This is a genomic window from Sediminibacter sp. Hel_I_10 (assembly GCF_000688335.1).
GTDB lineage: Bacteria > Bacteroidota > Bacteroidia > Flavobacteriales > Flavobacteriaceae > Psychroserpens.
On the sequence record NZ_JHZX01000001.1, the window covers coordinates 2,957,071 to 2,980,469 of the forward strand.

The 23,399-nt window shown below is 36.6% G+C and carries 22 protein-coding genes; 5 read left to right on the forward strand and 17 right to left on the reverse strand.

The window, feature by feature from the left end:
• Nucleotides 1-11 precede the first annotated feature (11 nt).
• Nucleotides 12-1,280, reverse strand: a complete 1,269-nt coding sequence (kynU, locus tag P176_RS0113410; RefSeq protein ID WP_026755184.1) for a kynureninase — start codon at nt 1,278-1,280, stop codon at nt 12-14.
• Nucleotides 1,281-1,448: 168 nt separating this feature from the next.
• Between kynU and P176_RS0113420 the strand changes: the two genes are divergently transcribed.
• On the forward strand, nt 1,449-1,865 hold the full coding sequence (locus P176_RS0113420; protein WP_026755185.1) for a (4Fe-4S)-binding protein: 417 nt from the start codon (nt 1,449-1,451) through the stop codon (nt 1,863-1,865).
• Between the two features lie 183 nt (nt 1,866-2,048).
• On the opposite strand, the gene P176_RS0113425 is transcribed toward P176_RS0113420, so the two are convergent.
• Nucleotides 2,049-2,741, reverse strand: coding sequence for a hypothetical protein (locus tag P176_RS0113425; protein ID WP_037348945.1), 693 nt, complete (start codon nt 2,739-2,741; stop codon nt 2,049-2,051).
• Between the two features lie 77 nt (nt 2,742-2,818).
• Here P176_RS0113425 and P176_RS0113430 point away from each other — a divergent pair, with 77 nt between their 5' ends.
• Entirely contained in the window at nt 2,819-3,613 is a 795-nt protein-coding gene (locus P176_RS0113430) for a class I SAM-dependent methyltransferase (protein ID WP_026755187.1), read from the forward strand.
• Nucleotides 3,614-3,676: 63 nt separating this feature from the next.
• On the opposite strand, the gene msrA is transcribed toward P176_RS0113430, so the two are convergent.
• The 3 genes from msrA to P176_RS0113445 form a co-directional block, all read right to left on the reverse strand.
• Nucleotides 3,677-4,342 carry a peptide-methionine (S)-S-oxide reductase MsrA gene (msrA, locus tag P176_RS0113435; RefSeq protein WP_026755188.1) on the reverse strand — a complete coding sequence of 222 codons (666 nt, stop codon included), beginning with the start codon at nt 4,340-4,342 and terminating at the stop codon, nt 3,677-3,679.
• Between the two features lie 173 nt (nt 4,343-4,515).
• A complete protein-coding gene (locus P176_RS0113440) occupies nt 4,516-5,295 on the reverse strand; it encodes a zinc ribbon domain-containing protein (RefSeq protein ID WP_026755189.1) in 780 nt (259 codons plus the stop codon).
• A 2-nt stretch (nt 5,296-5,297) separates the two neighbouring features.
• A complete protein-coding gene (locus P176_RS0113445; protein ID WP_026755190.1) occupies nt 5,298-6,413 on the reverse strand; it encodes a Nif3-like dinuclear metal center hexameric protein in 1,116 nt (371 codons plus the stop codon).
• 54 nt (nt 6,414-6,467) lie between these two features.
• On the opposite strand from P176_RS0113445, the gene lpxK reads away from it, so the two are divergent.
• Nucleotides 6,468-7,484 (forward strand): tetraacyldisaccharide 4'-kinase, encoded by a 1,017-nt coding sequence (gene lpxK, locus P176_RS0113450; protein ID WP_026755191.1) that lies wholly within the window; start codon nt 6,468-6,470, stop codon nt 7,482-7,484.
• Here lpxK and P176_RS0113455 read toward each other — a convergent pair.
• From P176_RS0113455 to P176_RS0113505, 11 genes are all read right to left on the reverse strand, one after another.
• The gene (locus tag P176_RS0113455; protein WP_026755192.1) at nt 7,478-9,709 is read right to left on the reverse strand and encodes an ATP-binding protein; all 2,232 of its coding nucleotides are present in this window, start codon (nt 9,707-9,709) and stop codon (nt 7,478-7,480) included. The genes lpxK and P176_RS0113455 overlap by 7 nt on opposite strands.
• A 49-nt stretch (nt 9,710-9,758) precedes the next feature.
• A complete protein-coding gene (gene gap / locus P176_RS0113460; protein ID WP_026755193.1) occupies nt 9,759-10,754 on the reverse strand; it encodes a type I glyceraldehyde-3-phosphate dehydrogenase in 996 nt (331 codons plus the stop codon).
• Nucleotides 10,754-11,632 (reverse strand): lipoyl synthase, encoded by an 879-nt coding sequence (gene lipA / locus P176_RS0113465; RefSeq protein WP_026755194.1) that lies wholly within the window; start codon nt 11,630-11,632, stop codon nt 10,754-10,756. Before lipA ends, gap begins: the two co-directional genes overlap by 1 nt.
• Nucleotides 11,633-11,678: 46 nt before the next feature.
• Entirely contained in the window at nt 11,679-12,893 is a 1,215-nt protein-coding gene (locus P176_RS0113470) for an Nramp family divalent metal transporter (RefSeq protein WP_026755195.1), read from the reverse strand.
• A complete protein-coding gene (locus P176_RS0113475) occupies nt 12,890-13,441 on the reverse strand; it encodes an RNA polymerase sigma factor (protein WP_026755196.1) in 552 nt (183 codons plus the stop codon). The genes P176_RS0113470 and P176_RS0113475 overlap by 4 nt, the downstream gene beginning before the upstream one ends.
• A complete protein-coding gene (locus P176_RS0113480; RefSeq protein ID WP_026755197.1) occupies nt 13,432-14,547 on the reverse strand; it encodes a glycosyltransferase in 1,116 nt (371 codons plus the stop codon). Before P176_RS0113480 ends, P176_RS0113475 begins: the two co-directional genes overlap by 10 nt.
• A gap of 3 nt (nt 14,548-14,550) precedes the next feature.
• Nucleotides 14,551-14,754 carry a hypothetical protein gene (locus P176_RS0113485; protein WP_026755198.1) on the reverse strand — a complete coding sequence of 68 codons (204 nt, stop codon included), beginning with the start codon at nt 14,752-14,754 and terminating at the stop codon, nt 14,551-14,553.
• 93 nt (nt 14,755-14,847) lie between these two features.
• On the reverse strand, nt 14,848-15,651 hold the full coding sequence (locus P176_RS0113490) for an anti-sigma factor (protein ID WP_026755199.1): 804 nt from the start codon (nt 15,649-15,651) through the stop codon (nt 14,848-14,850).
• 6 nt (nt 15,652-15,657) lie between these two features.
• Entirely contained in the window at nt 15,658-16,194 is a 537-nt protein-coding gene (locus tag P176_RS0113495; protein WP_026755200.1) for an RNA polymerase sigma factor, read from the reverse strand.
• 239 nt (nt 16,195-16,433) lie between these two features.
• Nucleotides 16,434-17,447 carry a UDP-N-acetylmuramate dehydrogenase gene (murB, locus tag P176_RS0113500; RefSeq protein ID WP_026755201.1) on the reverse strand — a complete coding sequence of 338 codons (1,014 nt, stop codon included), beginning with the start codon at nt 17,445-17,447 and terminating at the stop codon, nt 16,434-16,436.
• Nucleotides 17,447-18,637 carry a pyridoxal phosphate-dependent aminotransferase gene (locus tag P176_RS0113505; protein ID WP_026755202.1) on the reverse strand — a complete coding sequence of 397 codons (1,191 nt, stop codon included), beginning with the start codon at nt 18,635-18,637 and terminating at the stop codon, nt 17,447-17,449. The genes murB and P176_RS0113505 overlap by 1 nt, the downstream gene beginning before the upstream one ends.
• A gap of 148 nt (nt 18,638-18,785) precedes the next feature.
• Between P176_RS0113505 and P176_RS0113510 the strand changes: the two genes are divergently transcribed.
• The gene (locus P176_RS0113510) at nt 18,786-20,087 is read left to right on the forward strand and encodes an aspartyl protease family protein (RefSeq protein WP_051605497.1); all 1,302 of its coding nucleotides are present in this window, start codon (nt 18,786-18,788) and stop codon (nt 20,085-20,087) included.
• Between the two features lie 33 nt (nt 20,088-20,120).
• Here P176_RS0113510 and P176_RS0113515 read toward each other — a convergent pair whose 3' ends face one another.
• Complete coding sequence (locus tag P176_RS0113515) at nt 20,121-20,546, reverse strand: DUF1573 domain-containing protein (protein ID WP_026755204.1); 426 nt, start codon at nt 20,544-20,546, stop codon at nt 20,121-20,123.
• 180 nt (nt 20,547-20,726) lie between these two features.
• On the opposite strand from P176_RS0113515, the gene P176_RS0113520 reads away from it, so the two are divergent.
• The gene (locus P176_RS0113520; protein WP_026755205.1) at nt 20,727-23,375 is read left to right on the forward strand and encodes a valine--tRNA ligase; all 2,649 of its coding nucleotides are present in this window, start codon (nt 20,727-20,729) and stop codon (nt 23,373-23,375) included.
• Nucleotides 23,376-23,399: the final 24 nt, after the last annotated feature.

Sequence of the window (23,399 nt, forward strand, 5' to 3'; positions counted from 1 at the left end):
CTCCAAATATTTTAATTTAAAATCGTCTTTAATCGTGCTACTAATTTATAAACATCCTCAAAAGAGTTGTACAGAGGGATTGGCGCACACCTAATCACGTCTGGTTCTCTCCAATCTGTAATGACACCAGCATCCATTAATTTTTGATGAAGACTTTTATCGGCATTCTTGACTTGAATGGATAATTGGCATCCACGCTCATCGGGATGAGATGGTGTAATGATGTTAATGTCAGGATTGTTGAGGTCTTGTATTAGAAACTCAAAATACCCTGTCAATGCTTTCGATTTTTTACAGAGGTTATCAAAACCAGCCTCTTCAAAAACATCTAAAGAAGCACGAATAGCAGCCATTGATAAAATGGGAGGGTTGCTCAGCTGCCAGCCTTCTGCACCAGGGAGTTGGTCAAATTCATCTCGCATTCTAAAACGGGTTTCTTTGTTGTGAGACCACCATCCTGTAAAGCGGTTAAGATCTTTTTTGTGAGCATGTCGCTCGTGCACGAAAGCACCTGAAAGGCTTCCAGGTCCTGAGTTTAAATACTTGTAAGTACACCACACTGCAAAATCTGCTCCAGATTCATGAAGGTTGAGTTGTACATTACCCGCACCGTGCGCACAATCGAAACCTACCAAGCAGCCATGTTGTCTCCCTAATTCTGTAATGCGTTTGAGGTCAAAAAACTGTCCAGTATAATAATTAACGCCACCAATCATAATGAGAGCAATGGTATCCCCTTGTTCTTTTAATATGGTCTCTAGATCATCATAATTGGCTAAAACTTCATGCGCTCTAGATTTCCATAAAACGAGTCCATCTTTTTGATCAAAACCATGATGACGCAATTGCGACTCCATAGCATATTTATCACTGGGGAAGGCATCGGCTTCTATTAAAATTTTATAGCGTTTGGACGTGGGTTTGTAAAAACTCACCATCATGAGGTGTAAGTTGACCGTAAGAGAGTTCATCACTACAACTTCTATAGGTTTTGCACCAACAATATTGGCCATGGTCTCTGTTAGATACTCATGGTAATGCAACCACGGGTTTTTAGCTTCGGTATGGCCTTCAACGCCTAGTTTTGCCCAATCATCTAGCTCTTGGTTTACATAGGCTTTACTTATTTTAGGTTGTAGGCCTAAGGAGTTCCCCGTCATGTAAATGAGATCATTTCCTTGGTGATCCTTCGGAATATGAAACTGGCTTCTAAAGCCGGCGAGTTGGTCGTTTTGGTCTTGCTTTTTAGCAAAATCGAGACCCAGTTGATAGTTGGTCAAGGTGTTTTTGTTTTTGGTATCCCAACAAAAATAGGAATAATTATGCTAGAACGGAAGGGTATGATAGGGGTTTATTCCAAAGAAAACGGACGAATCTTGCAATGGTTTTTTTTATATCTTTAAAGCAGTAGCTATGAATTAAAAGAGCCTAAGCCGGCAAATAGACCTATGGAAAAAACAAAAGAGTATAGCAATGGTGAAATGACGATTATTTGGAAGCCAGAGACCTGCATCCATTCTGGTATTTGCGTTAAAGGTCTTGGTGAAGTTTTTCAGCCCAAGGAAAAACCTTGGATTAAAATTGAAGCAGCTAGCACAGACCAATTGATAAAGCAGGTCAAAGCTTGTCCTTCTGGAGCGCTAAGTTATTATATGAATGATGAAAAATCAAACAAACAAACTCCTGTAGAAACTAAAATTGAAGTCCAGAAAAATGGGCCCTTATTAGTTCACGGAACGGTGCATTTAACTCATGGCAACAAACAAGAAGTCAAAAACCAAACTACGGCTTTTTGTAGGTGCGGTGCGTCTAGCAAAAAGCCCTTTTGCGATGGCACGCACGTAAGAAGTGGTTTTGAAGGATAGTTTAAGAGGAATTAAAGAAAAAGCGCAGCAACTATCTAGTTGCTGCGCTTTGAATATATAGACGCCGTTGGCGGGATTTTATATCATTATATACGTCCGCACCACGGTTTTAAGATCTTTGATTGATCTCAAAATTGCATTTTTTAGGATTTTTTTATGAATTGAATCTTAAGATTTGAATGTCTATTTTTTGAAATCAATAGCGATATTGGTAAAATAGAGTTTAAAATCACCATCAGATCGCACATGGTCTTTGGCAATCTTGATGCCATTAAAATCCTCGTAATTTTCGAAGGAGGTCACCATAGAAGGCGCTTCGCTATTGCCCTTTCTATAAACCCATTCTTCTATCATATACGCTTCATTGAAATAGAAATCATACGCGTCTCCAGGCGTATAGCCACCATCATTGCTATAGGTTGTGGTTATGGTATTAAGCTCGGTCTCACTCATAGGAGCTTTAGCTGTTTTTACTTCTGAAATGGTAGTGCCAGAATCCCAAACCAGCTGAAATGGTGCCAATAGCCAGAACTTGTCATTTACGAAGGCTTTATCGGCATCCATAGACAGGCTATCAACAGTTGTACGATTATAGCTAACGGTATCTTTAGGCGTCATCATGACAACATCATTTGATTTTGGCATCCAAACCCATGACCGTTCATTATGAGAACCGTTCATATCTACGTTAAAGGTAAATTCAATTTTCTCCACATTTTGCCATTGCTCAATGCCATGGGCATTTGCGATTTTTTCTGCTGTGGTAAGTTCTATGTGTTCTTCGGAAACGGATTCCGTATCATTCTGTTTTTCTTTTGTTTCAGATTTACAGGCTGTTAATGCTGTAGCTAAGGCCAAAATGTAAAGTAGTCTCATGATTGGTTTTTTTTGTAAAGGTAATAAAGTCTTAACATTTCCGCAGTAATTATTATTTTAGAGCTTTAAGATTAATTATGGCAAAACATCATTTTGAAACCAATAGAAATACTTGGAATGAGAAGGTCAAGGCGCATTCCCAAAGTAAAATGTATAATTTGGAAGGGTTTAAAAACGGAGCATCTTCGTTAATGCCCTATGAGCTTAAAGCCTTAGGGGATGTCAAAGGACAATCTTTGTTGCATTTACAATGTCATTTTGGTCAAGATACTTTGAGTTGGAGTAGAATGGGCGCAACCTGCGTTGGAGTGGATATTAGTGATGATGGAATATCATTAGCGAGGGCACTCAATGATGAGCTCAACCAAGATGCGTCTTTTGTGCGCTGTAATGTTTTAGACACCTCTAAGCATGTTGAGGGTGAATTTGACATTGTGTTTACAAGTTACGGTGTGATAGGTTGGTTGCCAGATTTAAAGCCTTGGGGGCAGATGATTGCAGAAAAGTTGAAACCAGGTGGCCGTTTTTATATGGTAGAATTTCATCCCATTGTTTGGATGTTTGATTATACAAAACCAACAGTAGAAATGCGCTATGGTTATATGCAAGATGAGGCAATCTATGAAGAGTATGACGGAACTTACGCTGATGTGAACTCAAAAATGATTTCACAAGAGTACGGCTGGAATCACGGATTGAGTGAGATTGTCAATGCCTTAATAGAGGCAGGGTTAACAATAGAATATCTTAATGAACACAATGAAAGTCCCTATGATGTCTTGCCTAATTTGAGCAAAACAAACCAAGGAATGTTTGTGACCAAAGACGGTTTATACCCATTGATTTTTGAGATAGGAGCTACAAAATTATAGTAGGTAAAAAAACAAAAGCCTTTCAGGAAATCTTTGTGTAAGATTCTGAAAGGCTTATTTTTTTTAGTGATTTGCCTTTAATACTGAAGGCATTTTAGCTTGAAATCGTTTTAATCTTGGGATGGATATATTTTGAATGTATGGATTACCCGGATTTAAACGCTCATAATTTTGATGATAATCTTCTGCCTTCCAAAATTTTTGAAAAGGATAAACTTCGGCGGCAATATTGGTATCGAGTTCTTTTGATAAAGCCTCTTTTTTAGTTTCTATAATGTCTTTTTGCATTTCATTTTGATAAAAAATGATAGAACGGTACTGAGATCCACGATCAGGACCTTGTCCATTAACTTGCGTTGGGTCTTGAGATGCAAAATAAACGTCAACCAATGTTGAAAAACTCACCACTTCTGGATCGTAAATGATTTCTACAGACTCGGCATGACCTGTTCTTCCTGTGTTGCTCGCCTCATAAGTTGGGTTTTTAGTATGACCTCCAGCATATCCAGAGATGGACTCCTTAACACCTTCTACACTTTCAAAAACGGCCTCTACACACCAAAAGCAGCCACTGGCAAAGTATGCCTTGGCCAAGCCATTTTCCATAGGAACTTCAACAGGAGTAGCGTTAACCACTTTTTGCTGGGCTTCGGTCATTTTAGTTTGCTGTGCGGTATTTTGACAGCTCATCAGGATAATCAATAAAAATGTAGTAATGCTGGTTTTCATAACAAATGCTTTTTTACAGTAGTCGTGTAATTATCAAAAACTTTAAGTTTGAATATGTGAAAGTTTTATTAAAATTTGAAATATGCTATGTATGGTTCCCAAAGCATATTAAAATTGAAACAAAAAAAGCCTCAATTTACATTGAGGCTTTTTAAATATAAGAGAGTTGCTAATTAAAGTTTAGCAAACATTTTGTGCATTTTTTCTTTTTCTTGTTCTGCTAATTCTGCGTCAACTAAGATTCTACCACTATGCTCATCGGTGATTACTTTTTTACGAGAAGCAATTTCAACCTGTATTTGAGGTGGAATTGTGAAAAACGATCCGCCAGAAGCGCCTCTCTCGATGGCCACAACCGCTAATCCATTTTTAACATTGTTTCTAATACGCAAATAGGCATTCGCTAAACGCTCATTTAATTTTTTCTGATATTCTTCAGACTTTTTCAAAAGCGCATCTTCTTCTTTTTGAGTTTCAGCCAAAATAGCATCTAACTCGCTACGCTTATGTTTAAGGTGCGCTTTACGATCTTTTAAGCGGTCTTTGGTTTCATCAATGACCTCTTTTTTCTGTTCAATCTGAGCTTTAAATTCTTTAATATGCTTATCAGCTAATTGAATTTCTAATTCTTGAAATTCAACTTCTTTAGTCAAAGAATTGTATTCTCTATTGTTTCTAACGTTTTTTTGTTGCTCAGTGTACTTTTTGATAAGTGCGTTGGCCTCTTCAATTAGATTTTTTTTGGATTTGATGTCGTCATCAATTAAATCTAAATTACTACCAAGCTTTTCCAGTCTTTTGTTAAGGCCTTCTACTTCATCTTCTAAATCTTCTACTTCCAAGGGTAACTCCCCTCGTAGGTTTCTAATTTCGTCTATTCTTGAATCAATTAATTGCAGATCGTATAATGCTCTCAATCGATCTTCAACAGAGGCTTCAGCTTTTTTTGCCATAATTATAAATACTTTACCGGATTTGTATTTGTAGTTGATAAAATTACCTGACCTAGCGGAAAGGCAGGTGCAAAATTAGTGATTTTTTTCGAGAGATGGTCTACTAAAAAGTTTTTTGTGTATTGTTCGCTTTCATAGTGGCCAATATCTACTAAAATAAGATCACCATCAGCAGAAAAGAAATCGTGATATTTAAGATCTGCTGTGATTAGCATATCTGCTCCAAGGCGTTTGGCTGCATCAATAGCGAAACTTCCAGATCCACCGAGTACCGCAATTTTTTTAACTTTTGGGTTTAAAATCTGTGAATGTCTAATAGCGGGGACTTTCATTTTTATTTTTAAATCTTTTAAAAACGTATGAACGTCCTCTGCTTCTTTAAGTTCGCCTAACATCCCAATACCAATATGTTGGTCTAAATTGTTAAGTGTAATGATTTCAAAGGCAACCTCTTCGTAAGGATGATGCTCAAACAGGGTTTTCAATACTGTTGATTCAAGATGTTTATTAAAAGTTACGGAGATTTGAGTTTCTGCTTCTTGATGCAGTTCTCCTTTTTTTCCAATTTTTGGATTGGAGCCTTCATTGCCTTTGAAGGTTCCCCATCCTTGTGAGTTGAAGCTACAGTGATCATAATTACCAATGTTGCCTGCGCCTGCTTTAAAGAGAGATGCTCTTAATTGTTCCGCATGGTCATTTGGCACATAGGTGGTTAATTTTTTGATAGTTCCTTGTTGCGGAATTAAAATGCGGCGGTTAACTAAACCAAGCTGGTCACAAATAATATTGTTGACACCTTTTAAAGCATTATCTAAAGCAGTATGAATGGCATATATCGCAATATCGTGTTTGATGGCCTTTAGGACAGTACGTTCAACGTAGGTCTTTCCGGTTAAGCTTTTCAGCCCTTTAAAAATAATAGGATGAAAACTAACAATCAGGTTGCAGTTTTTGGAAATGGCCTCGTCAATAACCTCTTCTAGAGTGTCTAAGCTGACTAATATGCCGGAGACCTCGTTTTTTCGGTTACCAACAAGCAACCCAACATTATCAAAATCTTCGGCATAGTCTAAAGGTGCTAGCGCTTCTAAACAGGTTATAACCTCTTGAACAATCATAATATTTAATGTATTGAGTTTAAAAACAAAGATAAAATATTTACATTCGTTAAGATGAAGCTACTGCGCAAAATCCTATTTCCTTTCGTACCCTTTTATTTTCTCGTGACTTGGATACGTAATACACTTTATGATCATGGCATAAAGCGCTCAAGATCTTATGACTTTCCTTTAATTTGTGTGGGAAATTTAAGTGTTGGTGGTACAGGGAAAACACCGATGATTGAATATTTGATTAGACTCTTAAAGTCTGATCATAAAATAGCGACCTTGAGCCGTGGGTATGGACGTAAGACCAGCGGATTTGTTTTGGCAGATGAAAAGGCAACAGCGTTAACCATAGGGGATGAACCGTTTCAGTTCTATAAAAAATTTGAGGACGTTCTGGTTAGCGTAGATGCTAATAGAAGAGCGGGTATTTCTATATTGAGGTCTCGTCATCATCCTGAAGTAATTTTATTAGATGACGCTTTTCAGCATAGAAAGGTAAAAGCAGGGCTCAATATTCTATTGACGCCTCACCATAATTTGTACAGTGAGGATATGCTTTTGCCAACGGGAAATTTGAGAGAAGCAAGATCTGGTGCTAAGCGTGCAGATCTAATTGTTGTGACCAAATGCCCAAGTGGTATTTCAGAAGCAGAGAAATTACACATCGTTCATCAATTAAGACCCAATAAAGAACAGCAGGTATACTTTAGTTGGATTACCTACAGTGATTTTATTTATGGAATGATTGAAACGAAAGCTTTGGAAAGTTTAAAAAAAGAACCAATTACTGTGGTAACAGGTATCGCTAATCCTAAACCTTTTTTAGACTATCTAGACGGTAAAGCCATTGTTTTTGACCACCTGAATTATAAGGATCATCATGAATTCTCTGTAGAAGAAATCAACCTTATCAAAAAAAAGCCGTTTATATTAACTACAGAAAAAGATTTTGGGAGATTGAAACCACACTTCACCTCTAAAGAAGACGCTTCTAAATTGTGGTATTTGCCTATTGAATTTGCTCTTGATAAAGAGCAAGCATTTAGTTTAGAGGTTAAACGCTATGTAAAATCTTATTGAGTAGAGGCAGTGGTCTTTTTGTTAGAAGAGAGCTCATCAAATAATTTTTTCTCAAAATCTTCTTGTTTAAAAGGTTTTGAAATAATATCATTAAAACCAGCCTCGTCAAATTCTTGCATTTTATCTTCGAGAGTAACAGCAGTAAGTGCAAATATGGTAAGATCTTTATTAAAAGCTCTAATCTGCTTCGTGGCTTCAAGACCGCTAATGCCAGGCATGTGTATGTCCATAAGTACCACATCATAATTGTGATTTCGTACTTTTTCTACAGCATCTTCTCCGTTATCTACAACTTCACATTGTAAGTTCATTTTAGAGAGGATTTTCTTCGTGATCATTTGGTTGATCTTGTTATCCTCAACAATCAGTATTTTAATATTTGAGATGTCCAACGCTTTAATATTTTTAGAATAATCTTCTTTTTCAATTTTAGCAGTCTCAGGAGCGTAGGTTAGAGGGATTTCAAAAAAGAAAGTTGTCCCTTTGCCCAATTCACTTTTGAGGAAAATTTTACCATTTAATATTTCAATCAAGCCCTTAACAATAGATAGTCCTAAGCCCGTGCCGCCGTATTTTCTATTGATTTGAATTGAGCCCTGGGAAAAACTCTCGAACATGTGTTCTTGTTTTTCTTTTGAAATACCAATCCCGTTATCTTCAATTTCAAACCGAATAATATGGTCGTTATTGTTTTTTGAGATGCTATATACTCTTACCCAGATATCCCCATCTTTTGTGAATTTGATGGAGTTACCGATGAGGTTAATTAATATTTGGGATATTTTAAGATTATCACCCACGAAGGTGTGCTCTAGACCTTTTTGATATTCAAAATGTACTTTGACCTGATTGTCAAGTGCTGAATTATTTAAGGCTGAGCAAACGCTCTCGACCTTCGTTTTAAGGTTGAATAAGACAGGATCTAATTCTACTTTGTTTGCCTCAATTTTATTGATTTGAAGAATGTCATTTATGAACTGTAAAAGATAATCTCCTGAAAATTTCAAGGATTTTAAATGCGGAATTTGTTTTTCGCTTGGTTCTTCATCAAGTAACATATTTGTTAAACCTGTCACTGCGTAGAGCGGTGTTCTCAGTTCATGCGTTACGGTAGATAAGAAATTTGCCTTTGTTTTAGATGCTTGTTCTGCACGTTTCATGGCTTCAATAAGATCATCATTTTTTTCATGAAGCATGTTATTGGACTTAAGCCTAATATTATTGTTTTTATAAAGTGCTAAGGTGAGTAATGAGAGAATACTGATGAGAGCAATACTCAATATGGTGGTGATTTTGGCTAAGCTACTTTCAGATTCTTGTTCCTCTAACTTGGTTTTGAGTTCTTGGTAGTCTGCTTGATTATAAGCGTCGATATATTCGGTCTTTTGATCTGGAGATAAATTTTCTCTTTCGATATTAAGAATAGAATCAGAGATTTCAACATGCTTTAAAAGATAATCATGGGCAGATTTGAAATCCTTTTTGTTTTGATAAATAAGACTTAAGGTTAAATAACCCTCGTTCAAATTTTCTATAATATCATTTGTCTCAGCAATTTCAATCCCTTCAGTTACCTTTTCTAGTGCCAGAGCGTTATCTCCTGTCTCTATCAAGATTTTACCTATATAGATGAGTGCGCTTGATAATATTAGAGGTTGGTCGTAAGATTTTGCAAGTTGAATGGTTTCATCTAAGTAGGCCTTTGATTTCTCGTAATCCTTAAGTTCATATTGAATCTTAGCTTCGTTAAGACTTACTCCAGAGGACATGGGTTCAAGATTGTTTTCTTGAAAAAGGTTTTTAGCAGAGTTATAGTAATCGAGAGCAGCCTGATATTCTTTTAGGGTCAAATGAAGATTTCCCTTAATACTGTATGTGATGGCTAAGTTGCTATAATCTCCAATCTCACGTTGTATTTGAGATGCTTTTGTGAGCGATGAAAGTGCTTGATCGTATTCTCTTACTGTGTGGTGTAATCGGCCAATTTTAGAATGGATGATGCCTTGACTCTCGCGGTCTTCAAGTTTTTCTGAAATCGTTAATGCTTTTTCTAGTTTGGCTCTGGCATTATAGTAGTCTCCACGATCTGCATCAAATTGCGCAAATACAATGGCATTTTCCATGCTGAGGAGAAGGGATTCTGAATCATCCGACTCGTTTTGAGCTGAAAGTATAAAGGAAACCCCTAAGAAAATAGCGAATATGTAAAGTTTAGCGTTGGACATAAGTACCATTAGGTAATGGTAAATATAATTATTTATCCGACAAACGTAGTTATTTTATCGATATATTGCAAATTAAATCCAGTATCCGACTGGAATATCCGGTTTCATTATCATACCATCCCACAATTTTGACCATATTTCCAATGACCGATGTCATTAAGGCATCAAAAATGCACGAATGTGTGTTTCCTACAATATCAATGGAAACAATGGGATCTTCAGTGTATTCGAGAATGCCCTTAAGATTTGTTTCTGAAGCTTTTTTGAAAGCCGCATTAATTTCTTCTATAGTTACGGTCTTCTCAACGTTAAGTGTGATATCGGTCAAAGATCCATTGGCTACGGGTACTCTAATACCACAACCCCCTATAACATCAGAGAGTTGAGGAAAAATTTTTGTTAAGGCCTTGGCTGCTCCAGTCGTGGTAGGAACAATAGATTGGCCTGCGGCTCTGGCTCTGCGTAAGTCTGAATGTGGTTGATCATGCAAACTTTGATCAGTTGTATAAGAATGTACGGTGGTAATATAAGCCTGTTTGACGCCACAAAGCTCGTCTAGTACTTTTATCATGGGTGCCGCATTATTTGTAGTACATGAGGCATTAGATAATATCATTGCATTGCTATCAATGTCTTTATCATTGACACCTAGCACTACGGTTTCAATATCATCTTCTAAAGGCGGTACAGATAGAATGACCCTTTTGGCTCCATTTTTAATATGGTGTTTAAGATCTTCGGAAATTTTAAATTTTCCTGTAGCTTCAATAACAAAGTCGGGTTGGTAAGGCGACCAATCAATAGCACTAGGATGTCTCCCGTGGCTCAGAGGTATAGAAATACTATTGACAATGAGTGTGTCTTCAGAAAAAGAGACTTGATGCCGAGATACACCATGGATACTGTCATATTTTAAAAGATGACTTAAGGTTCTAGCATCGGCCAAATCATTGATGGCTACCACTTGCATGTCGCTTCGCTCTTGGATGAGTCTAAAAACTCTTCTTCCAATGCGTCCAAAGCCATTAATGGCAATAGTAATCATTAGTTGATGTGCTTTTGTGCTTTATAGCTAGATCTTACTAGAGCGCTACTTTCTACATGACGAAATCCTAAATCTAAACCAATCGCTTTATATTCATCAAATTGATCTGGCTGAATAAAATGCTTCACTGGAAGGTGTTTTTTACTAGGCTGAAGGTATTGTCCAATAGTCACAACATCGACGTCATTGGCCCTTAGATCGTGTAAGGTTTCTATCACTTCTTCTCGAGTTTCACCTAAGCCTAGCATGATTCCAGATTTAGTTCGTCTCTGGCCTTGCGCTTTTAAGTATTTTAAAACCCCCATGCTGCGATCGTATTTTGCCTGAATTCTTACTTCACGCGTGAGACGTCTTACGGTTTCAATATTATGGGAGACAACTTCGGGAGCAACATCAATAATTCTGTCTATATGATCTTCAATACCTTGAAAATCGGGAATAAGTGTTTCCAGTGTTGTTTCGGGATTCATACGTCTTACCGCTTTAACGGTTTCACTCCACATGATACTGCCCATATCCTTAAGATCATCTCTATCTACACTGGTAAGAACAGCGTGTTTAATCCCCATGATTTTAATTGAACGGCCTACTTTTTCAGGTTCATCCCAATCTACAGTTTCTGGACGTCCTGTTTTAACGCCACAGAATCCGCAAGATCTTGTACAAACATTACCTAAAATCATAAAGGTTGCGGTGCCTTCTCCCCAGCATTCGCCCATATTAGGGCAACTACCTGAGGTGCAAATGGTATTGAGTTTGTATTTGTCAACCAAACTCCGTAATTCCGTGTATTTTTTTCCGGTAGGAAGTTTTACGCGAAGCCATTTGGGTTTCGGCTGGCGTTCTACAATCGGCTTAGATATCGTTTCTGTATTCATGCAATAAATCTATAGATTACAAAGATACGAAGTATATCACAATTCTCTATATAATGGTCATGAGATACCAAAGGCTAAAACCAATGAGAAAAAGGATGCCAAGCCAACTCCAAATGTGCATTAATTGAGACGGTCTCCACTCTAAAGGTGTATGCTTGCTGCAAATAAGTTTGTAATTGATGATGGCGTAGAATGGTGCTGTAAGAAAGGATAATATCGTTGCAATTTCTATGAGCAATCCCATTTCCGAAGCAAAAAAGAAATAAATCAAAATCGTGCCCATAATAAGGACCATGATCCAAAACACATAAGACGTTTTAATCAGGTTGCTAAAGAGTAAATCTGTGGTTTTGTGCATGGCTCTTGGTGAGGCGTCTAATGTGGTCAAGGTGGTGCTGAACATTGTTGTAAACGCGGCAATACCAATAATGATGTAGGCCCAATCCCCAAGATTTTTGGTATACATGTTTAAGAGTTGATCAGAAAACTCACTTGCTTTTGAACTAAAATCTGCGCCTGTTTGAAACATGACGAGTGCCCCAAGTGAAATAAAGCCCAGACCAATAATGACGGTAAAGAGGTAACCAATATTAAAATCGAAGAGGCTTGATTTTGTAGTAAAATCGTTGTTCCCTTTTTGTTTTTCAATAGCCCAAATAGAGTGCCAGATCGAGATATCAAGAGGCGCTGGCATCCAACCCATAAAAGCAATAAGAAAACCAACTTGTGCGACCTCAGGTAAAACTTGAGTAAAAACAATACTTTTAGTTTGATTCTGAAAGGCAACAACTACAGCAATAATAGTACTTATGGTAAGTGTAATGATTATGATTTTCATCAACTTATCAAGAAATTGATAGCGGCCTTTTAGAAGAATAATCAGGCAAATGGCCAATATGATTACGGTCCAAATTTCTATGGAAATAAAGCCTCCAAAAATAGAGGTCGCTAAGCCTGCAGTAACTATTGTAACGGCTGTTTGAATGGTAAACATCGTGGCAAAAGTGATAATGAAATAAGCTATTAGGACACCCTTACCTAATTTGCGATAGCCGTCCAAAAGTGTTTCTCCTGTAGCGAGTGCATATCTGGGCCCAAATTGAAAAAAAGGATATTTTAAGAGATGCGCTAATGCTAAGGCCCAAAGTAAGCCAAAACCAAAATCGGCACCTGCCCTTGTAGATTGAACCAAATGAGAAACCCCTATAGCAGCTCCAGCAAATAGGAGTCCTGGTCCCAGTTTCTTTAAGTCGATTTTCATCGGGAAGCGTCAATAATATGGGCCAATAATTTTTTGGCTCTCAGTAACTTTACTTTAACATTATTGACCGGTTCATTAATTTGATCTGCAATTTCACTATAGCTCAACTCATGAAAATACCGCAGGTTGATGACGTCTTGGTAATGTGGTTTTAGCTTTTTAATATCTCGCTTAAGTTTTGCAAGATTTTGTTCTGTAATAATCTTATCTTCAGGAGACGGAGAGTCATCTATAATGCCATGATAATCGTCATCATCATTGGCAGCCGAAGTGCTTACAATTATAGATTTCTTCTTTCGTATTAAATCTATATGTAAGTTTTTTGAAATGGTGATGAGCCAGGTCTTGAACTCATATTTTGAATTATAGGTATGAATCTTATCAAATGCTTTGGCAAAAGTTTGGATGGTAATATCTTCAGCATCATTTTCATTTTGGGTTCGCTTTAATTGAAACCCGTAAACATCGTTCCAAAAATGATCGAGCAAAAATTTAAAGGCAATTTGTTCTTTGTTTTTGGCGAGTTCAATAGCTTCGTTTACTTCCAATGCTGAGGTTTTGAAATAAGATTCTGTATAAAGATAGAAAATTGAAACACAATGAGAAAGAATTCTACTATTGGAAGATACCATAAGAGGTCTTTTTCCTCTAATGTTTTTGTCGCCGGATATAGAACGCTGTATTGAACAATGAACCTTAACAGGCATAGGGTTAAAACAATTTCCCATTTAAAAGCCAGTGCGAGTAACGAAATAGCCAAGAGCCAAAACAAAAATTGGGAGATATAAAATAAGACCAGCATTACTTTATGTTTGGTTTTGTAAAAAGCGGCGGTACTAATATGTCTTCTTTTTTGGATGCGCCATGATTTAAAGCTTTTTTTTGGAGAAGAGTAAATGAAACTCTCTTTCTCTATGCAAATCGCGGTGTTGGTTTTTGTGGCCATTTGATTCACAAACAGGTCATCATCTCCAGACTTAATTTTAATATGGTTTATAAACCCATTAGCCTCAAAAAACAAGGATTTCTTATAGGCAAGATTTCTTCCTACGGCCATATAGGGTTGGCCTATTTTTGCATATGAAAAATACTGCATAGCCGTCATGAAGGTTTCAAACCTTATCAGGATATTTAGAAAAGAACCTTTTATTTTGTCATAAGGACTATATCCAATAACTAATGTTTTGTCCTGCTCAAATTTGGAGCAGATACTACTTATCCAATGATTTGAACTAGGTTTACAGTCGGCATCTGTGAATAATAGATGGTCATGGGTTGCTGCTTTAATCCCCAAGGTTAAGGCATATTTTTTATTACCCCAAAAAGCCTCAACGGCTTTAACATCAACAATCTTGATGTTGTCATGCATTTTTTGAAATGCTTTCATCACCTTAAGTGTGCGGTCTGAGGAGCTGTCATTTATAAGAACAACTTCAAAATTGCTGTAAGATTGAGATAATATTGCAGGAAGATTTTTGGTTAGATTATCTGCTTCATTTTTTGCACAGATAATTATTGAAACGGGCTGGTTTGATGGCCGCTGTGATTTTGGTTTAAACCAGGCGAATCTTCCGAAGATAAATATATAATAAGTAAGCTGAATGACTAGAATAGACGTAAAAACGTAAAATAATACGTCAAGAAAAGTGGACAACGCCTATGAGTGTTGAGGTTCGTTACAGTTTTCGAATTGTTCAGGACTTTTGCCGCAGAAGCCACAAGCATCACCATTTTTATTGAGCATTGGGTTCTGGCTTGCACAAGTACCGGCAAATTTGCCATCTTTTTTTGCCCAAATTTTTATAGCAATTCCGGCAACTCCTAAACCTAAAAGGATTAAGGTGATTAAAACGAGTTTCATAGTAGCTAATTTTGTACAAAGATAAAGGTTTTGAACAAAAAAAAGCCATTTTTGAATTTTCAAAAATGGCTTTTAATGTGATACAAAAAACGATTAGTTGTTTTTGCTTTTCAATTCTATTTCTGCTACCGCACTATCACCACTGCTGTTTTTAGCATTTTTTGGTTCTATAGTGATACTCAATCCCAGAGCATCTTCCATATAAGGAAGGGATTGCATCTTTTTTTCTGAGGGATCTAAAATTCCCAAGCTCACAAAATGATCTTCCATTTCTGCCCAAATGTGATAATCTTCATTATCTGAAATTTGAGGTAAGGTCACCACATCAATCATAGAAGTTCTTTCTACTGGATTAATGTAAGCAACCGTTTTAAGATCTTTAGCACGGCCATTACCTCTCATGACATATTTCTCAGTTTCTGGATCGTTAAGATCGTCAAACTGACGCATCACTTCATTCAATATTTTATTGTTTTGATCAATGTCATTTCTTAAATCAAAAATCTCATCAACCACAACTTGGTTTTCTTCAAGTAAGCTCTTATTTCTTTCATATAACATATAAGATGATCCAGCAAATAACATTGCTACTAAGCTAGCAGCAATAGCAAACCAAGGTGTTCTTCTGTTGCTTGTCTTTTCAGCAAGGTTAATCACAGGAGTTTCTTCACTATTAATCGCAGCTTTTATATTGTCTAGAATAAAAAGAGGCGCTTCAGCAGCGTTAGATTTTGCAATAATCTCCAAGTTATTTTGTAAGTCTTGGTAAGCCGAGTCAACCTCAGTATAAAGTTCAATGTAGGATTCGATTTTCAAATCCTCAACACTAGAAGTGTCTCCCTTAACGTAGCGCTCTAAGAGATCTGTTTCTAAAAATTTACGTACTTTTTCTTCCATTTTATTTCAATGTTTTGGGACATAGACCTTCTTCAGTTCTCTAAGTCCAATTTTCAATCTTGATTTGATTGTTCCCAAAGGTATATCCAATTCATCACTCGCTTCCTGCTGGGTCATGCCTTCAAAAAATAAGGCTTTCAAGACGATTTGGTATTTCTGATCCAATCTTGCAACATGCTCTTTTAAATCCATGACATCTTGGTTTAAACTTGCTGTTGGTAGGATATATACGTCTGATTTGTCGATTTGGACTTCTTTTTCAAATCTATTATTAAAACTTCTTAATTTATCGATAGCGGTATTCTTGGCAATACGGTAAAGCCAAGTGAATAATTTTGCTTTTTTGGAGTCGTACTTTTTAGCGTTTTTCCAGACTTTAACAAAGGTTTCCTGCAAGGCGTCTTGAGCCAATGCTTCATTAGAAGTGACTTGAAGAATTACACCGTATAAACTGTCTCCATAATATTCATAGAGCAGGTCTAAGGCTTTTTGATCACCGTTCTCCAGTAATCCGACTATTTTTTTTTCGATTGGGGTGCTCAAGACACTAGAATTTATTTTTTAAAAAAATTAAGGGACAAAACGTCCAAAACTATTTTTTGCTCGTATCTATATAAAGTTGGTAAAATTAGTAAATAAATACGACACTAAAACGACACCGATTTTTATAAAATTTTTTGTAAAATATAAGTGATTCCGTCCCTCAGGAAGATTGATTAATAGCTTATTCGAATTATATTTTGCATAACAAAAGCCTCAAACTAATGAGGCTTTTTGTTATTTTAAATGATATTGACTTCTGCTTCAATATCAATATCAAAAAGTCTTGAAACTGAGAGTTGTATAAGCTTAGATAAATTTAAGATCTCTTCTCCTGTTGCTCCACCGTAATTTACTAAAACTAAAGCTTGATGTTTATGAACGCCATAATTGCCAAAGGTTTTACCTTTAAAACCGGCCTTTTCTATAAGCCATCCCGCTGGAACTTTAACTTTATCTTGTGATATTGGGAAGCTAGGCACATCATCAAAACTAAGTTTTAGGCGTTCAAATTGTTTAATATTCACAATAGGGTTCTTGAAAAAACTACCGCTATTACCAATTTTTTTAGGATCGGGCAATTTGCTCTGTCTTATCGCAATTACAGCATTTGAAATATCTTTTATAGAAGGGGCACTGATGTTTTTCTTTTCAAGTTCTGTTGCAATGGCACCGTAACCTGTTTTTAGCTGGTGATTGGTTTTAGAGAGTTCAAAAACAACACTGGTGATAATGTATGCTCCTTTTAATTTTGATTTAAATATGGAGTCGCGATACTCAAAATCGCACTCGTCTTTATTGAACGTTCTTAATGCGCCTGTTTTGATGCTTACCGCATCGCAAGACTTAAATGTGTCTTTAAGTTCTATCCCGTAAGCCCCAATATTTTGTATTGGAGCCGTACCTACATTCCCTGGGATTAATGAAAGATTTTCGAGTCCTCCAAGGTTATTTTCAATACAGAATAGAACAAATTCGTGCCAGTTTTCTCCTGCATTAGACTTGATTAGACATTTGTCTTCTGAAACCTCTATAATTTCAATTCCCTTTATATCGACGTGGATTACCAGTGCATCTATATCTTTTGTGAGTAGCATATTACTGCCTCCTCCAAGGATAAACTTTTGTGGATAGCCTTTCTGTTCCAAAACAGATTTTAACTCCGCTACGGATGACACAGCAACAAAATAAGATGCTTTAGCATCTATGCCAAAGGTATTGTAAGGTTTTAGAGAAACGTCTTTTCTTATATCCATTAGTCTTTATAAACCTTCAAGGCCTCTTTTAAAATCCCTACCGCTTTTATTAAGCTTTCTTTTTTAAGAACATAGGCGATTCTAATTTGATTGTTGCCAACTCCCTTTGTAGAGTAAAAACCACCAGCTGGAGCTACCATGACTGTTTCATCATTAATATCAAATGATTCTAGGAGCCATTGCGCAAAAGCATCGGCATTTTTTATAGGAAGCTCTGCAATACAGTAAAAAGCACCTTTGGGCTTAGCTACTTTAACGCCTTCAATTTTTTCAAGTTCTTGTATAAGTAGATTACGTCGTTCGGTATATTCTGCAATCACATCATCAAAGTAAGATTGAGGTGTATCAAGAGCTGCTTCGCTAGCAATCTGTGCAAGCGTAGGAGGGCTCAATCTTGCTTGGGCAAATTTCATGGCTGTTTTAATCACCTCTTTATTTCTTGACACCATATATCCAATTCTTGCACCACACATACTGTAACGCTTAGATACAGAATCAATCATGATAGCATGATTCTTTAAACTCTCTTCTTGCATTATGGAGTAAAAGGCATTTCCATCGTAGACAAATTCTCTATACACTTCATCAGCAATCAAGAAAAGATCATGTTTGATTACGATTTTGGCCAGTTTTTGAATTTCTTCTTTTGAATATAAATAACCTGTAGGATTCCCTGGGTTACAAATAAGAATTGCTTTTGTTTTTGGCGTGATCAGTTTTTCGAACTCTTCTATTGCCGGTAAAGCAAAATTATCTTCAATCTTAGAAATTACAGGAACAACGTTTATGTTAGAAGCCGTTGAAAACCCATTGTAATTTGCGTAAAAAGGTTCAGGAATTATGATTTCATCGTCAGTGTCCATGATGCTTCCAAACGTAAAAAGCAAGGCCTCGCTTCCTCCAGTAGTTACAATAATGTCATCATGATCAACATGGATGTCATTTTTCGCATAATAGGCTGCTATTTTTTTTCTATATCCCTCAGATCCTTCAGATCGTGTATAGGCTAAGATGTCTAGGGAGTGCACACGTATGGCATCTAATGCCAATTCTGGAGTTTTAATATCTGGTTGACCAATATTTAAATGGTAAACGGTTTTACCATTTTTATATGCCTGCTCGGCAAAGGGCACTAATTTACGAATTGGTGATTCGGGCATTAATTGCCCTTTTTGAGAAATTTTTGGCATAACGTCATTTTAGACTGTAAAGTTCAGAAATTTATATCAAACGCCTAAATAATAACGTATATTTTAAGATCAATTTCGTATCTTGTTAGAGACGCTTTTGAAACTCACTACAACATACTGTATTTCCTTTTTCTTGCTCATTTTTGGGATGACACATTGTTTCTCTCAAAAGGACTTTAATCTTCCAAGAAAAGATTCCGATAAGATAAGGTTTGAGCTTATCAATAACTTGATTGTTTTGCCAGTCTCACTCAATGGCGTAGAGTTATCTTTTATCTTAGATTCTGGTGTGAGTAAACCTATTCTTTTTAACATTACCAATACCGACTCTCTTCAAATAAATGAAGTAGAGACAATGTTCTTACGAGGTCTCGGGGGAGGTGAGTCAGTAAGAGCATTAAAATCTAGGAACAATTTCTTTAAAATTGGAGATGCTGTTAATGTCAACCAAGATATTTTTGTGATTTTTGATCAAGGTATCAATTTTACACCCAGATTGGGAGTCCCTGTTCACGGTATTATTGGTTTTGATCTTTTTAAAAATTTTATTGTAGAGATTAACTACAAATCAAAATTTTTAAAACTGCACAAGCCAGAGTTGTATACGTATCGTAACTGCAGAAGATGTGAAACCTTTAATTTGACCTTTTATAACGATAAGCCTTATATTGATGGTCAAGTTGAAATTGAAGGAAAAACACAATCGGTAAAGTTGCTAATAGATTCTGGCAGTACAGATGCTCTGTGGTTATTTGAAAACGACAGCTTAGGGTTAATGCCTGTTAAAACACTACAGTTTGATGATTTTCTGGGAAGAGGCCTTAGTGGTAATGTCTACGGTAAGCGCTCAAAGGTTGATGCGTTTAGCTTGGGTGGCTTTCGACTAGAGAATGTAAACGCTGCTTTTCCAGATTCGACGTCAATTAGTTTTGCTAGAAAATTTGAGGAACGTAGTGGCAGTCTTTCTGCAGAAATTTTAAAACGATTCCATGTCGTTATGGATTATCCCAATGCTAAAATTACATTAAGGAAAAATGGCAATTTTAAGTCTGAGTTCCGGTATGATCGTAGTGGGATTGTTTTGGAGCAAAGAGGAATGCGCGTTGTGAGAGAGAAGTATGAAAAGCAGACTTTTGACAGTTACGGAAGGAAAAATGATGATAATCTTACGGTGTCAACTTCAGAATCATATCGTTTTAAGTTAGAGCCAGCTTATAAAATTGTTGAGTTACGATCAGGATCACCTGCAGAACGAGCGGGTTTAATTGTCAATGATATCGTCTTGGCTATTAATGGAAAGTCTACGCACACCATGTCTTTGCAAGAAGCCATGGAATATTTTCAAAGAGACATTGGAAAGACCATTAATTTGAACATCGAAAGAGAGCAGACGTTCTTGAAAATTCAATTCAAATTAGAAGACCCTTTTAAACAAAAAAAACTCCCATAATAGGGAGTTTTATATAGATGTGCTTTAGAACGACTATTGTTCCATAACACTTTTATCCTTTTTTTCAAGAACGCTGGTTTTGTTTGAATCTACTACCAAACCTTTAATTTTTAAAGCAACGGTTGGAGTTTCAGCATTTGATGTTACCGTAATTGTCTTTCTTATAGGATTAACACGATTTGTGTCATACTTTACAGAAATCTCGCCAGTTTTTCCAGGCATAATCGGATCTTTTGGCTTTTGAGGCACGGTACATCCGCAAGTTGATTTCACATTAGATATAATTAAAGGCGCATTGCCAGTATTTGTAAATTCGAAAACTCGAACGCCATCTGCTCCTTTTTCAATTGTTCCGTAGTCAATGACATCGGTTTTAAATTCAATTTTTGCAACTTTTTCTTGTGCGTAAGTACTTAAACTAAAGAGCGCTACACATAAAATTAGGGCTAATTTTTTCATCATTCTAGATTTAAATTGATTATCAAAATTACTTACTTTTTGCGATTTTCCAAAATTATTTAGATATATGGGTTAACATTAACATCAATAATGATATCTGCGATATAATGTTAGTCTATAATTTCAGTAAAAAAGAATTATAAGTACTTTTGTACAATATAGCAATAACCTTACCAAAGCATGGAAATTCCTTCAAAATATTCAGCATCAACAGTAGAAAACAAATGGTATGACTACTGGATGGAGCATAATTTCTTTCATTCTGAACCAGATGAAAGAGAGCCTTATACCATTGTAATCCCACCGCCAAATGTCACAGGTGTTCTGCATATGGGGCATATGCTCAATAATACCATACAAGATGTGTTAATACGTCGGGCGCGTTTACAAGGAAAAAATGCGTGTTGGGTACCAGGTACAGATCATGCGTCCATTGCTACAGAAGCAAAAGTTGTAGCAAAACTAAGAGCAGAAGGTATCGATAAAAACGATTTGTCTCGAGAAGAATTTTTAAAACATGCTTGGGATTGGACCGAAGAATACGGTGGCGTGATTTTAGAGCAGCTTAAAAAATTGGGCTGTTCTTGTGACTGGGAGCGCACTAAGTTTACGATGGATGATGACATGAGCGAAGCCGTTATCAAAGTATTTATAGATCTATACAATAAAGGACTTATTTATAGAGGTTTCCGTATGGTAAACTGGGACCCTGAGGCTAAGACCACATTATCTGATGAAGAGGTGATCCACGTGGAGCGTACGGATAAATTATACTATGTAAAGTATAAAATTCAGGATGATGATGGTTATGTTACTATAGCAACAACACGGCCAGAAACCATTCTGGGGGATACTGCTATTTGCGTAAATCCCGAAGATGAGCGTTATGCACATCTCAAAGGAAAACATGTTATTGTACCTATTTGTAATAGAGTTGTACCAATTATTCAAGATGATTATGTGGATATTGAGTTTGGTACTGGCTGTTTAAAAATTACACCAGCTCACGATGTTAATGATAAAGAAATCGGAGATCGCCATAATTTGGAGGTTATTGATATTCTAAATGATGATGCCACTTTAAATAGCTTCGGAATGCATCATGAAGGAAAAGATAGAGTTGCAGCCCGCATGGCAATTGCCAAAGAATTAGAGGAGATGTCTATTTTGGTTAAAACTGAAGACATCACCCATAAGGTGGGAACCTCAGAACGTACAAAGGCAGTTATTGAGCCAAGATTGTCTGATCAGTGGTTTCTTAAAATGAAGGAACTCGCAGAACCTGCTATTAAGGCTGTTTTAGAAGATGAAGAGGTGAAATTATTTCCAAAACGATTTAATAACACCTATAGACATTGGATGGAAAATATTCGCGATTGGAACATCTCCAGACAGTTACTCTGGGGGCAACAAATCCCGGCTTATTATTATGGTGATGGTAAAGATGATGTTGTGGTAGCTGAAACTATCGAGGAAGCAGTGACATTGGCCAACCAAAAACAATCAGCGAAAATAGGGAATCAAAATAGGCTTTTGACTGCTGAAGATTTGACCCAAGATAAAGATGCCCTAGATACTTGGTTCTCATCATGGCTTTGGCCAATGAGTGTTTTTGATGGTATAAGACATCCAGACAATGAAGAAATCAACTATTATTACCCTACCAATGATTTAGTGACTGGGCCAGATATTTTATTTTTCTGGGTAGCACGTATGATTGTAGCTGGTTACGAGTACAGAGACGAAAAACCGTTTGAGAATGTCTATTTAACCGGGTTGGTTCGCGACAAGCAACGTCGAAAAATGTCCAAATCACTAGGGAATTCGCCAGACGCCTTAGAATTAATTGAGAATTATGGTGCAGATGGTGTGCGAGTTGGTCTATTATTAAGTTCGGCAGCAGGTAATGACCTGATGTTTGATGAAGATTTATGTAATCAAGGTAAAGGTTTTGCCAATAAAATATGGAATGCTTTCAGACTTGTTCAGGGTTGGGAAGTTGCTGATATTGAGCAACCAGAATCGTCTCAAATTGCTCTAGAATGGTATGAGCATAAGTTTCAAAGCGCCTTAGCCGAAATTGAAGATCATTATAGTAAATACCGACTCTCAGATGTGCTGATGACCGCTTATAAATTGGTTTGGGATGATTTCTGTTCGTGGTTGTTAGAAATGATCAAGCCCGCTTATCAACAACCTATTGATAAAAAATCATTTGAAAGTATCATTGCCATCTTTGAGAACAACTTAAAGATATTGCATCCGTTCATGCCGTTCTTAACTGAAGAAATTTGGCATTTTATCAAAGAGCGTACCCCTGAAAATGCATTGATTGTTTCTCAATATCCAAAACTAACGACTTTTGATGCGGCACTTATTTCAGATTTTGAAACAGTTAAAGCTATTGTTTCAGGAATTAGGACCGTTAGAAAAGAAAAGAATATTGCGTTTAAGGATGCCATTGAATTGATGGTGTTAAACAATGAAAACCTCGATGATAAGTACAATTCGGTAATTTCTAAACTAGGTAACATATCAAATTTGACTGTAGTTTCAGAGCCTGTTGATGGCGCTTTAACCTTCAGGGTAATGTCTAATGAATATTTTATACCCATTTCTGGAGCCATTGATGTTGAGGCTGAAATAGAGAAGCTATCTGAAGAATTAAAATATACCCAAGGATTTTTAAAATCGGTTCAAGGAAAACTCAAAAATGAACGTTTTGTCAATAACGCACCAGATCAAGTGGTAGAAGCAGAGCGTAAAAAGGAAGCCGATGCAAAGGCTAAGATTGAAACATTACAGGCTAGTTTAAATAGTTTAAAATAGATGGAAAAATCAAGTTTGAGAGGT